Origin of the sequence: Microbacterium nanhaiense (assembly GCF_014646015.1) — a bacterium.
Classification (GTDB): domain Bacteria; phylum Actinomycetota; class Actinomycetes; order Actinomycetales; family Microbacteriaceae; genus Microbacterium; species Microbacterium nanhaiense.
This window is the reverse complement of record NZ_BMMQ01000007.1, coordinates 1-13,296: the sequence shown is the minus strand read 5'-3', so window position 1 is coordinate 13,296 and position 13,296 is coordinate 1. Positions and strand designations below refer to the sequence as shown.

Here is a 13,296-nt window from a genome sequence, read left to right as displayed (position 1 = left end):
CATGCGCCGCATTCTCGGCTTCGCCGCCACCGCACTCGTGGCCACGCTCGCTCTGACGGGATGCACGGGCGGATCCACGCCCGCGCCCGAGGAGATCGCGGATCCGCTGCCCTCGGGCCTCGTCGACCAGTTCGTCGACGCGACCGAGCACGCGATCGCGGCCTCGGGAGCCCCCGGGGCGATCGTCGGCGTCTGGGTGCCCTGGGCGGGAGAGTGGAAGTCGGGCGTCGGCGAGCACGAACCCGACGGCGAGAAGCCCGCGATGGACATGACCTTCCGGGCCGGCACGATCACGCGGTCGATGACCTGCGACGTGCTGTACGCCATGGACGGCGGTGCCGTGCGCATCGACGACTCCATCACCGCCTACGTGCCGAGCGTGCCCCAGCTCGAGGACGTCACCCTCAAGAACCTCTGCGACTCCGACGCGGGCCTGCGCTCCTCGGGCGACCTGAACTGGGCCCAGATCCTGCCGAACCCGGAGCGCGAGTGGACGCCGCGCGAGTTCGTGTCGGCGGGCCTCGGGTCCCGTCAGGGCACGGCCGGCGCCTGGAACGACTCCGATACCTCGTACTTCCTGCTGGGCTATGCGCTCGAGAACGCCACCCACACCCCGCTCTCCGAGCTGATCCGGAACTACGTGACCGACCCGCAGCGGCTGGCGAACACGCAGCTGCCGGGCGCGGCGCCCGCGGAGCCCGGCTCGAAGCCGCTGCCCGGCTTCTACACCTCCTCCGCGAGCCGCCAGGCCGGCTGCGAGGAACCGCCCACCGAATTCACGACGGCATCGTCGTCGATGGGATACGCCGACAGCGGGATCGTGTCGACGATCGACGACCTCGGCAACTACACGGCGCGCCTCGCGCGGTCGATCGGCGATCTCGAGGACCCGCCGGCGCGGTGGGCCGACCTGCTGCCCGTCGACGCCGAGGGCGACCAGTGGATCCGCGTCGCCGGCGGCGACCGCTTCTACGGCACGATGGTCGGCCAGGAGGGCTCGACCCTCGGATACAGCACGGCCGCTTACAGCGACATCAACACGGGCGTGACCGTCGCGGTCACCCTCAACAACTCGGCGGCCGGCGGCACCATCGCGGGGGCGCTGGCGCGCGAGCTCGCCGCGATCGCGATGACGGCCGAGGGCTCGCACCGGCCCGAGGACGCGGCGCTGCCGTGGACGGCCGAGCAGGCCCACGAGGCCGTGACGGCCGCTGCGGTCTGCCCCATCCCGTAAGCCGCCGGGCTTCCGGTCGCGAGGAGGACTCCTCCGTCGCGGTTGGCTCGCGGCACGCAAAGAGGTCCTTCCCGGTTTCGGGAAGGACCTCTTTGCGTGTTCGCGCCCCTTACGGGACCAGGCGCGCGGCGCCCTTGTCGGCCGACTGCGCAAAGTGCGCGTAGGCGCGCAGCGCGGCCGTGACCTTGCGGGGGCGTGCCTGCTTCGGGTGGTAGCCGCCGGCGTTCTCGAGCGCCTCGCGGCGGCGGATCAGCTCCTCGTCCGACACCTCGAGCTGCAGCTTGCGCGTGGGGATGTCGATCGAGATGATGTCGCCCTCTTCGACGAGCGCGATCACGCCGCCCGCCGCGGCCTCGGGGGAGACGTGGCCGATCGACAGGCCCGAGGTGCCGCCGGAGAAGCGGCCGTCGGTGATGAGGGCGCAGGCCTTGCCGAGCCCGCGGCCCTTGAGGAACGAGGTCGGGTAGAGCATCTCCTGCATGCCCGGTCCGCCCTTCGGGCCCTCGTAGCGGATGACGACCACGTCGCCCTCCTTGACCTCCTTGTTGAGGATGCGCTGCACCGCCTCGTCCTGCGACTCGCACACGACGGCCGGGCCGGAGAAGGTCCAGATCGACTCGTCGACGCCCGCGGTCTTGACGACGGCACCGTCGACGGCGATGTTGCCGCGCAGCACACCGAGACCGCCGTCCTTCGAGTAGGCGTGCGCGACGTCGCGGATGCAGCCGCCGGCCGCATCGACATCGAGGTCGGCCCAGCGCTCCGACTGCGAGAACGCCGTCGACGAGCGCTTGCCGCCCGGGGCGGCGTGCCACAGCTCCTCCGCCTCGGCCGAGGCCTTGCCGCCGCGGATGTCCCACTCGTCGAGCCAGTCGCCGAGGTTCGTCGCGTGCACCGTGTGCACGTCGTCATGCAGGAGGCCGCCGCGGCGCAGCTCGCCGAGCAGGGCGGGGATGCCGCCCGCGCGGTGCACGTCCTCCATGTAGTACGTGCGGCCGTTCGCGACGTTCGGGGCGACCTTCGCGAGGCACGGCACGCGACGCGAGACCGCGTCGATCTCGTTGAGGCCGAAGTCGACTCCCGCCTCGTGGGCGGCGGCGAGCAGGTGCAGGATCGTGTTCGTGGATCCGCCCATGGCGATGTCGAGCGCCATCGCGTTCTCGAACGCCTTCGGCGTCGCGATCTCGCGCGGGAGGACCGAGTAGTCGTCGCCCTCGTAGTGGCGCTTGGTGATGTCGACGACGAGCGAACCCGCCTTCTCGTAGAGGGCGCGGCGGGCCGTGTGGGTCGCGAGCACGGATCCGTTGCCCGGCAGCGACAGGCCGATCGCCTCGGTGAGGCAGTTCATCGAGTTCGCGGTGAACATGCCCGAGCACGATCCGCAGGTCGGGCAGGCCGACTCCTCGATGCGCTGGATGTCGGCGTCGGAGACGTTCTCGTTGACGGCCTCGCTGATCGCGTCGACGAGGTCGAGCGAACGGACCGTGCCGTCGACGAGCGTTGCGCGTCCGGCCTCCATGGGGCCGCCGGAGACGAAGACCGTCGGGATGTTGAGGCGCAGCGCCGCGAGCAGCATGCCCGGGGTGATCTTGTCGCAGTTCGAGATGCAGACGAGGGCGTCGGCGCAGTGCGCGTTGACCATGTACTCGACCGAGTCGGCGATGATGTCGCGCGAGGGCAGCGAGTAGAGCATGCCGTCGTGGCCCATCGCGATGCCGTCGTCCACCGCGATCGTGTTGAACTCGCGGGCGATGCCGCCCGCGTTCTCGATCGCCGCGGAGACGATGCGACCCACCGGAGCGAGGTGGGTGTGACCGGGCACGAACTCGGTGAAAGAGTTCGCGACGGCGATGATGGGCTTGCGGCCGATCGACATGCCGTCGACGCCGGATGCGCGCATCAGTGCGCGCGCGCCCGCCATGTTGCGGCCGTGGGTGACAGTGCGTGAGCGATAACTGGGCATGTTGCTATTGTCCTCCTCTTCACGTGCGAGAAATGCGCATTCGGCGATGTGGTTGATACCAGTACTGCGGGTACTATCGAGGCATGATCCAGCCGCGCACGCCCCGCCGGCAGGAACTCGGCGAGTTCCTCGCCGCGCGGCGACGTTCCGCCTCGCGATCCGAACTCGGCCTCCCGCCGCACGCGCGCCGCGGTGACGGGGGCCTGAGCCGCGAGGACGTGGCGACGCTCTCCGGCGTGAGCGCCTCCTGGTACACCTGGCTCGAGCAGGGGCGCGACATCAACGTCTCCCATCAGGTGCTCAACGCCGTCGCGCGCGTGTTGCGGCTCAGCGACGACGAGGCCGCGTATGTCGAGGGGCTCGCCGAGCGCGGTGCGGATCCGGTAGCCCGGCGCGAGGACGCGCCCGAGCACCTGCAGCGGCTGGTCGACGCGCTCGACTTCCCGTCCTTCATCGTGACGACCGAGTGGGCGATCGTCGGCTGGAACCCCGCGTACGAGTGGCTGTATCCGCGGATCTCCTCGCTGGATCCGGCCGACCGCAACCTGCTCTGGCTCGTCTACACGGATCCCCAGCTGCGGGAGATGCTGCCCGATTGGGAGCAGGATTCGCGCCGGTTCCTCGCGGAGTTCCGTGCGGAGGCGGGCGTGCGGCTCAGCGGGCCGAGGCACAGCGCGGTCGTCGAGCGGCTGCGCGCCTCGAACCCCGACTTCGCGGCGCACTGGTCGGAGCTCGGTGTCTCACGCTTCTCCTCGCGCCGGCGCACCTTCCGGCACCGGAGTGAGGGGCTCGTCGAGTTCGAGCACCACCGCCTCGTCCCCTCGGACGCGACGGATCTGCACGTGGTGATGTACGTCCCCACCCCTCCCCGTTGAAATGACACCTTTGGTGGGTGTGCGGGCCCGCTAACCCCACACACGTGTCATTTGAACGGCTGGAGGGTGGTGGGAGTGGTGCGGCGGGTGGCGGTGACGGCGATGTAGCGGCCGGGGCGGTGATTGAAGGCGATGATGACGTTCATCGTGACCACGCCGAGCGCGGAGGCCAGCAGCACTGGCCAGGTCGAGATCGCGAGCGAGGCGAGCACGACGCAGGCATCGCCGACCATCATCGTGTACCCGGCTCGCCAGCCCAGCTTGTCCTGCAGGACGAGGCCGACGATGTTGAATCCGCCCATGCTCGCACCATGGCGGAACAGGATGATGACGCCGACCGACGCGACCACGGATCCCGTCACGGCCGCGTAGAACGGGTTGAGTTCGATGTCGCCGATCGTGCCGACGCCGGGTAGCGCGTGGAACGACGCGAAGGCCGAGACGAGACCGATCGCGAGCGCGCTGCGGAGCACGAAGCCCCAGCCCTTGCTCCGGATGGCGAGAACGAAGAACGGCAGGTTGATCGCGACGAACCACACGCCGAAGGGGATCGGGGTGGTGTAGTCGAGCAGGAGGGTCAGGCCCGCGGTGCCGCCCGTGACCACCCCGCCCGCTCGGAGCAGGAAGAGACCGATCGAGACCACGATCGTGCCGCACAGGATGCCGAGCACATCGTCGAGCACGGAGTGCTGCGGGGCGGGGTGGGGCACGGGGATCTCGGTGGTCACACCTCCGATTCTCCGCTCGAGGATCGGTATGCGCAAATGAGGCGCCGTTTGCTTGTCATCATGCGCATCGAGGGTGGCACGAAAACAGCAGAATGACCGGCGTCGACCTGTACGTCCGGGCGCGCTGCGCCCGTGAGAATCGGCATGCCGAAGTGATTGCGGCCGCGCCCAGGCTCTGCAAGAATGGGCTCGGCTATTTAATTCGATGAGGAAATTTAAACCATGGCACTTCGCATCATCCATGTCGGTCTGGGCGGTTGGGGCGGCAACTGGGCCCGCACCGTGATCCCCGCCGTCGCCGAGGTCGAGCTGGTCGCGGCGGTCGATCCGCACGAGCCCACGCGCGCGGCGGTGGCAGAGGACGTCGGCTTCCCCGCGAGCATCGGCTTCGCGTCGCTGACCGAGGCGCTCGACGCCGTCGACGCCGACGCCGTTGTCATCACCTCGCCCGCCGTCACGCACGTTCCGCTCGCGCTCGAGGCGCTGGATCGCGGGCTGCACGTGCTGGTTGAGAAGCCCTTCGCCAACGCCGTCGAGGAGGCGCTCGTCGCGACGCGGCGCGCGGAGGAGCGCGGGCTCGTGCTGCAGGTGAGCCAGAACTACCGCTTCTTCCCGGCGCCGCGGGCCGTGCGGTCCCTGCTCGCGCAGAAGGCGATCGGCGAGGTCTCCGCGATCAGCATCGACTTCCGACGCTGGGACAACGACCTGCCCAAGGGCGCGCACCCGCACTACGCGTTCCCGCACCCGATGATCAACGACATGGCGATCCACCACTTCGACCTGCTCCGCATGATCACGGGCCAGGAGGCCGTCTCCGTCTTCGCCAAGACCTCGGATCCGTCGTTCAGCAAGTACGACGAAGAGGCGTCGGCGGTGTTCATCATCGAGCTCGAATCCGGGGTCCTCGTCAGCTACCGCGGGAGTTGGCTGAGCCGCGGCCGGCCGACCGCGTGGGCGGGGGAATGGCGCATCGACGGCGAGGAGGGCGAGCTGTCGTTCACCAGCCGCGCCGACGGACCGAACAACATCGACGGCGACCGCGTCTCGATCCTGCGTGCGGGGGAGGACGAGGCAACGGACGTCGAGCTCGAGGAGATGGATCTCGTCGAGCGCGCGGCCGGCCTCCGGGCCTTCGCGGCCTCGGTGTCGGGCGGTCCCGCCCCCGAGAGCTCGGGGCGCGACAACCTCGGCAGCCTCGCGCTGATGGAGGCCGCCGCGCGCTCCGCCGCGACGGGCCGGGTCGAGGAGGTGCGGATCCCATGACGCTCCGCGTACTCGTGTGGAACGAGAACATCCACGAATCGCGCGGGGATGCCCACGTGAACAGCCTCTACCCGGAGGGAATCCACGGGGCGATCGCCGAGGGGCTGCGCGAGCTCCTGGGCGACGAGGCGGACGTCCGCACGGCGACGCTGCAGGATCCGGAGCATGGGCTGTCGGAGGAGGCGCTCGATGCCACCGACGTGCTGCTCTGGTGGGGGCACATCGGCCACGATCAGGTGTCCGATGCGGCCGTCGAACGCGTGTACCGCCGCGTGCACGCCGGGATGGGGCTCCTCGTGCTGCACTCCGGCCACTACTCGAAGATCTTCACGCGGCTCATGGGCACGACCTGCTCGCTCAAGTGGCGCGGCGACGGCGAGCGCGAGCTCGTGTGGACGGTGGATCCGCGCCACCCGATCGCCGCCGGTGTGCCGAGCCCGATCCTGATCCCCGAGCAGGAGATGTACGGCGAGTTCTTCGACATTCCCGAGCCCGACGAACTGGTGTTCATCTCGAACTTCGCGGGCGGCGAGGTGTTCCGTTCGGGTGTGACGTATCGGCGCGGGAACGGGCGCGTGTTCTATTTCTCGCCCGGCGACCAGGAGTTCCCCGTGTACCACCAGCCCGAGATCCGTCGCGTGCTCGCCAACGGGGTGCGCTGGGCCGCTCCCTCGGGCGCGAGCCTGCCGCTGACGGCGGACTACCACCCGGCCGGCTGGTTCGAGGGCTGACGCGCGGCGCGCGTCCCGGGCACCCGCGCCCGGGGCGCGCCGCCGTCAGTCTCCGAGGCGGCGGGCGGCGAGCTGGGGGACCGAGATGCGCCGTGCGGAGCGGCGCGCCGTCGCGAGCGCGCCGCGCGTGACGACCTCGGCGCCGAGAGGGGAGGCCACGACCTCGGGCGCCGGCAGGTGCAGTTCGCGCGGCAGGAAGCGCCGCGTCGCCTCGAGCACGGGGCCGATCGCGTCCGCGAAGGATCCGCAGACGATCACGCGCTCGGGGTCGTACATGCTGCCGAGGACGCCGACGATGCGCGCGAGCATCTCGCCCACGCGCTCGGTCACGCGCGCGGCATCGGCGTCGCCGTCGGCGGCGAGCCTCAGGATCGTGCGCGGATCCAGCCCGCCGGGCGCGGCCGCCGCGAGCCGGCTCGCGGGTGAGGCGCTGCCGGTCTCGAGCAGCTCGCGGGCGCCCCGCTCGAGGGCGCGGCGCAGTCCGCCCGTGGAATCGACGCCGATCACGTGCTCGAACACGACACCCTCGCCGACGCCGCCGTGCGCGCCGTGGAGGATGTGTCCGTCGACGACGACGCCGCCGCCGAAGCGCTCGCCGGCGAGGAGCGCGACGTAGTCGCGGGATCCGTTCGCGGCGCCGTCCGCGCCCTCGGCGATCGCGGCGAGGGTCGCGTCGTTCTTGACGTCGGCCGCGGGGGTCCATTCGCGGAGCGCGGCCATGAGGCCGGGGTTGGTTCGTTCCCAGAAGCCCTCGGGGTGGGGCGGTGATTGTCCGTCGCGATCGACGGGGGCCGCGACGCCCGCGCAGATCGCGAGGACGGCGTCGCGGTCCGCGCCGGCGCCCGCCAGCGCCAGCTCCAGGCCGGTCATGATCGCCGCGAGCCGCTCGGACGGTGCCGCGACGGGGTCGAGATCCGCGCGGTGCAGCGCGAGGGTGCGGTGGGTCAGATCGGAGACCGACACGGCGAGGTGGGCGTGTCCCGCGTCGATCCCGACGACGACGCCGAGATCCGTCGCGAGCGCGAACCGTCGGGAGGGCCGGCCGGCCCGGTAGGTGCCCGTCGATCGCGCGTTCGGCAGCTCCTCGAGCACGCCCGCCCCGACGAGGGTGTCGATCGCGTCGATCGCGGTCGAGCGCGTCACGCCGGTGCGCGACATCATGTCGGTCGCCGTGAACTCGCCCGCCGACCACGCGACGTCGAGGGCGGCGCCGACGCTGGCCCGGCCCGTTCCGAGGTCGGTGGAGATTTCTGCCATGGGGCTTGACTCCTTCTCGCGCTCGATGTCATAGTAGCCTCCAATCCAATAGATTCGATCACTAAATTTAGTGACCGGGGATACAGGTCGGAAGGACAACGGTGTCTGAGAGATGGTTCGAATGAGAAAGTCACGCACGACGCGCGCCGCCGCCGCGACGCTCGGCCTCGTGATCGTCGGCACGGGGCTCGCCGCGTGCTCGGGATCCGGTCCGGAGCACATCCGATTCACCTTCAGCAAGCGCGAGGCGATCGACTTCATGACCGAGGTGGTGAACGCGTACAACTCCTCGCAGGACGAGGTCGTCGTCGAGCTCGACACCTCGGGCGTCGACGTCGTCTCCGCGAGCTTCGTGCGCGGAAACCCGCCCGACATCATGCTGGCGAACTACAACTACGAGACCGCGCGCTTCATCCAGCGGTGCGCGCTCACCGACCTCTCCGACACCGCCCGCGCGGCGGAGGTGCGCGACGACCTGCAGCCGATGATGGACCAGTACGGCACCTGCGAGGGGCGGCAGAGCGCGCTTCCGTACTCGATCATGGGCGCATCCGTGATCTACAACAAGGCGATCTTCGCCGAGCACGGCGTCGAGGTACCGACGACCTGGGACGAACTCATCGAGGTCGCCGACACCCTCCAGACCGCCGGCGTCACCCCGTTTTACGCCACGCTCAAGGACGACTGGACGGTGGGTCAGGGCTGGTACGACTACGCCCTCGGCGGATCGATCGACGTCCTCGACTTCTTCGATGCGCTGGCCGCGGAGGGGGCCGACGTCGGACCGGACTCGGCCGTGTCGTTCGAGAAGGACTTCGCGGAACCGCTCGAGCGCATGGCCACACTCATCGACGAGTACACGAACCCCGACGCCGCCAACCGCGCCTACAACGACGGCAACCGTGCCTTTGCGCTGGGCGAGGGCGCGATGTATCTGCAGGGGCCGTGGGCCTTCAGCGAGATCGAGAAGACGGACCCCGATCTCGACCTCGGCACCTTCCCGCTGCCGATGACGGACGATCCCGACGACCTCAGGGTGCGCATCAACGTCGACCTGGCCGCGATGATCCCGGAGGGCTCCGCGCATCAGCGGGCCGCGCGCGACTTCCTGGAATACCTCTACCAGCCGGAGAACATCCTGGCGTACAACGCGTCGCAGCTGGGCTTCACGCCGCTGGACGGCGCACCGGATCCGGAGGATCCGCGCCTGGCGGGGATGGCGCCGTACTACGAGGCCGGGCGCACCTACCAGGGGCCGAGCGTGCTCGTCCCCAAGGTGATCCCCGTCATGAACTACGCACAGGCGATCGCGCTCGGAACCGGTGCGAGGAGCATGCTGCGCACGATGGACGCCGACTGGGCACGGCTCGCGTACCGCGCGCCCGCGCCCACGTCCGCGGATGAGACGAAGGAGTCCGCACGATGAGCGCAACCGGAACGATTGTCACGCAGGGGAAGGCAGGGAAGCGGGGCGTGCTCCACCGCGGCGGCTCCTCCCGCGTCGAGCCGATCTACTACCTCTTCCTCATCCCGACCCTCGCGCTGTTCACTCTCGCGATCACCGTGCCCGCGGTGACGGGCATCGTGTTCAGCTTCACCGACTCGATCGGCATCGGAACGTGGAGCTTCAACGGGCTCACGAACTACATCGCGATGATGACCGACCCGGCGATCCTGCAGAGCTACCTGTTCACCTTCGGCTTCTCCATCGCGACCGTCATCGTGGTCAACGTGATCGCCTTCCTCCTCGCGGTCGGCCTGACCGCGAGGATCCGCTTCCGCACCGCGCTGCGCACGATCTTCGTGATCCCCATGGTGATCTCCGGCATCATCATCGCGTACGTCTTCAACTTCCTGTTCTCGAACTCGGTGCCCGCGGCGGGTCAGGCGCTCGGCATCGGGTGGCTGCAGGAGAGCCTGCTCGCCAACCCCGATCTCGCATGGATCGCGATCGTCGCCGTGACGGCGTGGCAGGCGATCCCCGGGACCCTGTTGATCTACATCGCCGGGCTGCTCTCCGTTCCCGGCGAGGTATACGAGGCCGCCGACATCGACGGTGCCAGCCGGATCCAGCAGCTTATGAGGATCACGCTGCCGCTCGTCGCCGGATACGTCGTGATCAACATGATCCTCGGGTTCAAGAACTTCCTGAACGCCTACGACATCATCGTCGGCCTCACGAACGGCGGCCCCGGTACCGCCACGCGCAGCGTCGCCATGACGATCATCGCCGGCTTCAACGGCGGCGACTACGCCTACCAGATGGCGAACGCGACGATCTTCTTCATCGTGGCCGTGCTCATCTCCCTCCTTCAGCTCTCCATGACCCGTGGAAGGAACGCGCTCTGATGTCGACGCAGGCGATCTCCCCAGAACCCGTGAACGCCACCCGGGCGCTCACCACCCACCGCCCCGGCGCGCGCCGCCCGCGCATCCGCATGGAGCGCGTTAACTGGACGACCACCGTCATCCTCATCGCATGCACCCTCACGGTGCTCGTGCCGCTGTACGTGACGGTCTCGATGGCGTTCAAGACGACGTCGCAGGCCGTCGACGGGAAGGCGTTCGCGCTCCCGCAGCCGTTCAGCATCGAGGGCTTCGTCGAGGCCTGGAACCTCACGAAGTTCCCCGTCGCGGCCGGCATCTCGCTCCTCGTCACGGCGGGCACCGTCATCGCCACGATCCTCCTGGCCGCGTTCGCGTCCTACGCGATCGTGCGCAACTGGGACCGCCGCCTGTTCCGCTGGTCGTTCTTCTACCTGCTGGCGGCCATGTTCGTGCCCTTCCCCGTCGTGGCGCTGCCGCAGATCCAGCTGACCGGCCGGCTGCACCTCGACAACCCCGGCGGCGTGATCATCCTCGCCACGATGTTCCAGCTGAGCTTCAGCGTGCTGTTGTTCACGGCGTTCCTGCGCTCGATCCCCCTCGAATTGGAGGAGAGCGCGCGCATCGACGGGGCCTCGACCTGGCAGACGTTCTGGCGGATCATCTTCCCGCTCCTGGCCCCCATGAGCGCGACGGTCGGCATCTTCGCCTTCCTCTACGCCTGGAACGACTTCATGATGCCGTCGCTGATCATCTCCGATCCTTCCCTGCAGACGCTCCCGGTGAGGCAAAACCTGTTCCAGAACCAGTTCAGCAACAACTACAACGTCTCGTTCGCCTCGTACCTCATGGCCATGGCACCCGCGATCGTCGCCTACCTGTTCACGCAGCGCTGGGTGATCGCGGGCGTGACTCAGGGCGCGGTCAAGGGCTGACGCACCGACCCACTCTCGTAAGGAGCCTCTGAATTCATGACAGACCACAACACGGCCGAGTGGTGGCGCCAGGCCGCCGTCTACCAGATCTATCCCCGCAGCTTCGCGGACGCGAACGGCGACGGCATCGGAGACATCCCCGGCATCGTCTCCCGCGCCGACTACCTCGCCGAACTCGGCATCGACGCGGTCTGGCTCAGCCCGTTCTATCCCTCCGCGCTCGCGGACGGCGGATACGACGTCGCGGACTACCGCGACGTGGATCCGCGGCTCGGAACGCTCGAGGACTTCGACCGGATGGTCGCGGCCCTGCACGCCCGCGGGATCCGCGTCGTCGTCGACATCGTGCCGAACCACACCTCGGATCAGCACGCCTGGTTCCAGGAGGCGCTCGCCGCGGGCCGCGGCTCGGCGGCGCGCGACCGTTACATCTTCCGCGAGGGCACGGGCCCCGACGGATCGCTGCCCCCGAGCGACTGGGTGTCGACTTTCGGAGGCGCGGCCTGGGAGCGCGTCGCCGACGGCCAGTGGTACTTCCACCACTTCGCGGTCGAACAGCCCGATCTCAACTGGTCGAACCCCGAGGTCCGCGAGGACTTCCTGACCACCCTGCGCTTCTGGTCCGACCGGGGCGTCGACGGCTTCCGCATCGATGTCGCGCACATGCTCACCAAGGACTTCCCGGATCCGCTGCCGAGCCGCGCCGAACTCGACGCGATGCCGCAGGACGGCGCGCACCCGCTGCTGGACCGGGACGACGTGCACGAGGTCTACGCCGAGTGGCGCGCGGTGTTCAACTCCTACGACCCGCCGCGCACGGCCGTCGCCGAAGCGTGGGTGCGCACCCCGGAGCGGCGCGCGAAGTACGCGTCGGCGGAGAGCCTGGGGCAGGCGTTCAACTTCGACCTGCTCGAGGCCGACTTCGACGCGGAAGCATTCCGCCACATCATCGCGGACAACCTCGCGCAAGCCGCGGCGACCGGATCCTCGACGACCTGGGTGCTGTCGAACCACGACGTCACCCGTCACGCGACGCGCTACGGCCTGCCGCCGCTGAACGGCCGCGCAGAGAAGCAGGGCGCGGCGTGGGTGCGCGCGGGCGGGCCCGAGGACCAGCTCGACCGCGAGACGGGCCTGCGCCGCGCGCGGGCCGCCACGATGCTGCTCCTCGGGCTGCCGGGAAGCACCTACCTATACCAGGGCGAGGAGCTCGGCCTGCACGAGGTCGCCGACATAGCCGCGGACGAGCGCCAGGATCCGGCGTTCTTCCGGGGCGGGGAATACGACGGTCTCGGCCGCGACGGATGCCGCGTGCCGCTGCCCTGGTCGGCGAGCGGCGAGTCGTTCGGCTTCGGCGCCGGGCGCAGCCACCTCCCTCAGCCGGCGTGGTTCGCGGATGCGGCGGTCGAGGTCCAGGCCGCGGACCCGTCGTCGACGCTGTCGCTCTACCGGAGGGCGCTGGGTCTGCGCCGGCGCCTGCAGACCGACGAGGGGCTCGAATGGGTCGACACGGGCCGGAGCGATGTGCTGCGGTTCCGCCGGCCCAACGGGTGGGAGGTGATCACGAACTTCGGTACCTCGGAGCACGAGATCGGTGAAGAGGCGAACAGGATCGTGCTCGGCGAGCTACGCGACGGACGCCTGCCGGGTGAGAACACCGTGTGGCTCGCGCTGAGAGCATGACGGCAAGCGGTCCCTCGCAAACAGGCGAGGGGCCGCGGGGCCCGCGATCGCGACACGCCCGGTGTGGGTGCCGCTTGCTGGGGTCCCGGGATCCGCGTAATGTAATCCCTTGTCGCCGCCAAGCGGTGAGGTTGAGCCAACAGGCTCCCATCCCAAGACGGCGACACGAAATCAGAATCCTCTTCAGAGGAGATGGGTTTCGGAAGAGATGATCTTCAGGTTTCATTCAGAATGGGCCGGTAAGTTTGTCTCTTGTCGCCTAAACGAGAGATTGTGGTGGTGGCGTAGGGAAGTTGCCCCGG

The 13,296-nt window shown here is 69.3% G+C and carries 11 protein-coding genes; 8 read left to right on the top strand and 3 right to left on the bottom strand.

Going from position 1 to position 13,296, the window contains the following annotated elements; translation table 11 throughout:
* The first annotated feature begins 1 nt into the window (after nt 1).
* A complete protein-coding gene (locus tag IEX05_RS11170; protein ID WP_188701887.1) occupies nt 2–1,234 on the top strand; it encodes a serine hydrolase domain-containing protein in 1,233 nt (410 codons plus the stop codon).
* Between the two features lie 109 nt (nt 1,235–1,343).
* On the opposite strand, the gene ilvD is transcribed toward IEX05_RS11170, so the two are convergent.
* Nucleotides 1,344–3,197 (bottom strand): dihydroxy-acid dehydratase, encoded by a 1,854-nt coding sequence (gene ilvD, locus IEX05_RS11165; RefSeq protein WP_188701885.1) that lies wholly within the window; start codon nt 3,195–3,197, stop codon nt 1,344–1,346.
* 83 nt (nt 3,198–3,280) lie between these two features.
* Between ilvD and IEX05_RS11160 the strand changes: the two genes are divergently transcribed.
* A complete protein-coding gene (locus tag IEX05_RS11160) occupies nt 3,281–4,072 on the top strand; it encodes a helix-turn-helix transcriptional regulator (RefSeq protein WP_188701883.1) in 792 nt (263 codons plus the stop codon).
* Nucleotides 4,073–4,119: 47 nt separating this feature from the next.
* On the opposite strand, the gene IEX05_RS11155 is transcribed toward IEX05_RS11160, so the two are convergent.
* The gene (locus IEX05_RS11155) at nt 4,120–4,800 is read right to left on the bottom strand and encodes a YitT family protein (protein WP_229661272.1); all 681 of its coding nucleotides are present in this window, start codon (nt 4,798–4,800) and stop codon (nt 4,120–4,122) included.
* Between the two features lie 222 nt (nt 4,801–5,022).
* Between IEX05_RS11155 and IEX05_RS11150 the strand changes: the two genes are divergently transcribed.
* Together IEX05_RS11150 and IEX05_RS11145 are read left to right on the top strand one after the other, a co-directional pair.
* Nucleotides 5,023–6,063 carry a Gfo/Idh/MocA family protein gene (locus tag IEX05_RS11150; RefSeq protein ID WP_188701879.1) on the top strand — a complete coding sequence of 347 codons (1,041 nt, stop codon included), beginning with the start codon at nt 5,023–5,025 and terminating at the stop codon, nt 6,061–6,063.
* On the top strand, nt 6,060–6,794 hold the full coding sequence (locus IEX05_RS11145) for a ThuA domain-containing protein (RefSeq protein WP_188701877.1): 735 nt from the start codon (nt 6,060–6,062) through the stop codon (nt 6,792–6,794). The genes IEX05_RS11150 and IEX05_RS11145 overlap by 4 nt, the downstream gene beginning before the upstream one ends.
* Before the next feature lie 45 nt (nt 6,795–6,839).
* On the opposite strand, the gene IEX05_RS11140 is transcribed toward IEX05_RS11145, so the two are convergent.
* Complete coding sequence (locus IEX05_RS11140) at nt 6,840–8,051, bottom strand: ROK family protein (RefSeq protein WP_188701875.1); 1,212 nt, start codon at nt 8,049–8,051, stop codon at nt 6,840–6,842.
* A 121-nt stretch (nt 8,052–8,172) separates the two neighbouring features.
* On the opposite strand from IEX05_RS11140, the gene IEX05_RS11135 reads away from it, so the two are divergent.
* From IEX05_RS11135 to IEX05_RS11120, 4 genes are read left to right on the top strand one after another with little or no spacing between them, the layout of a single operon-like run.
* Nucleotides 8,173–9,477 carry an ABC transporter substrate-binding protein gene (locus tag IEX05_RS11135; protein ID WP_229661271.1) on the top strand — a complete coding sequence of 435 codons (1,305 nt, stop codon included), beginning with the start codon at nt 8,173–8,175 and terminating at the stop codon, nt 9,475–9,477.
* Nucleotides 9,474–10,400 carry a carbohydrate ABC transporter permease gene (locus IEX05_RS11130; protein WP_188701870.1) on the top strand — a complete coding sequence of 309 codons (927 nt, stop codon included), beginning with the start codon at nt 9,474–9,476 and terminating at the stop codon, nt 10,398–10,400. The genes IEX05_RS11135 and IEX05_RS11130 overlap by 4 nt, the downstream gene beginning before the upstream one ends.
* Nucleotides 10,400–11,311 carry a carbohydrate ABC transporter permease gene (locus IEX05_RS11125; RefSeq protein WP_188701868.1) on the top strand — a complete coding sequence of 304 codons (912 nt, stop codon included), beginning with the start codon at nt 10,400–10,402 and terminating at the stop codon, nt 11,309–11,311. The genes IEX05_RS11130 and IEX05_RS11125 overlap by 1 nt, the downstream gene beginning before the upstream one ends.
* 36 nt (nt 11,312–11,347) lie before the next feature.
* A complete protein-coding gene (locus IEX05_RS11120) occupies nt 11,348–12,994 on the top strand; it encodes a glycoside hydrolase family 13 protein (protein WP_188701867.1) in 1,647 nt (548 codons plus the stop codon).
* Nucleotides 12,995–13,296: the final 302 nt, after the last annotated feature.

Excerpts from the sequence above, each read along its gene's own strand:
- IEX05_RS11170 (WP_188701887.1), top strand. The coding sequence starts at position 2 with ATGCGCCGCATTCTCGGCTTCGCCGCCACCGCACTCGTGGCCACGCTC.
- ilvD (WP_188701885.1), bottom strand. The coding sequence starts at position 3,197 with ATGCCCAGTTATCGCTCACGCACTGTCACCCACGGCCGCAACATGGCG.
- IEX05_RS11160 (WP_188701883.1), top strand. The coding sequence starts at position 3,281 with ATGATCCAGCCGCGCACGCCCCGCCGGCAGGAACTCGGCGAGTTCCTC.
- IEX05_RS11150 (WP_188701879.1), top strand. The coding sequence starts at position 5,023 with ATGGCACTTCGCATCATCCATGTCGGTCTGGGCGGTTGGGGCGGCAAC.
- IEX05_RS11145 (WP_188701877.1), top strand. The coding sequence starts at position 6,060 with ATGACGCTCCGCGTACTCGTGTGGAACGAGAACATCCACGAATCGCGC.
- IEX05_RS11140 (WP_188701875.1), bottom strand. The coding sequence starts at position 8,051 with ATGGCAGAAATCTCCACCGACCTCGGAACGGGCCGGGCCAGCGTCGGC.
- IEX05_RS11135 (WP_229661271.1), top strand. The coding sequence starts at position 8,173 with ATGAGAAAGTCACGCACGACGCGCGCCGCCGCCGCGACGCTCGGCCTC.
- IEX05_RS11130 (WP_188701870.1), top strand. The coding sequence starts at position 9,474 with ATGAGCGCAACCGGAACGATTGTCACGCAGGGGAAGGCAGGGAAGCGG.
- IEX05_RS11125 (WP_188701868.1), top strand. The coding sequence starts at position 10,400 with ATGTCGACGCAGGCGATCTCCCCAGAACCCGTGAACGCCACCCGGGCG.
- IEX05_RS11120 (WP_188701867.1), top strand. The coding sequence starts at position 11,348 with ATGACAGACCACAACACGGCCGAGTGGTGGCGCCAGGCCGCCGTCTAC.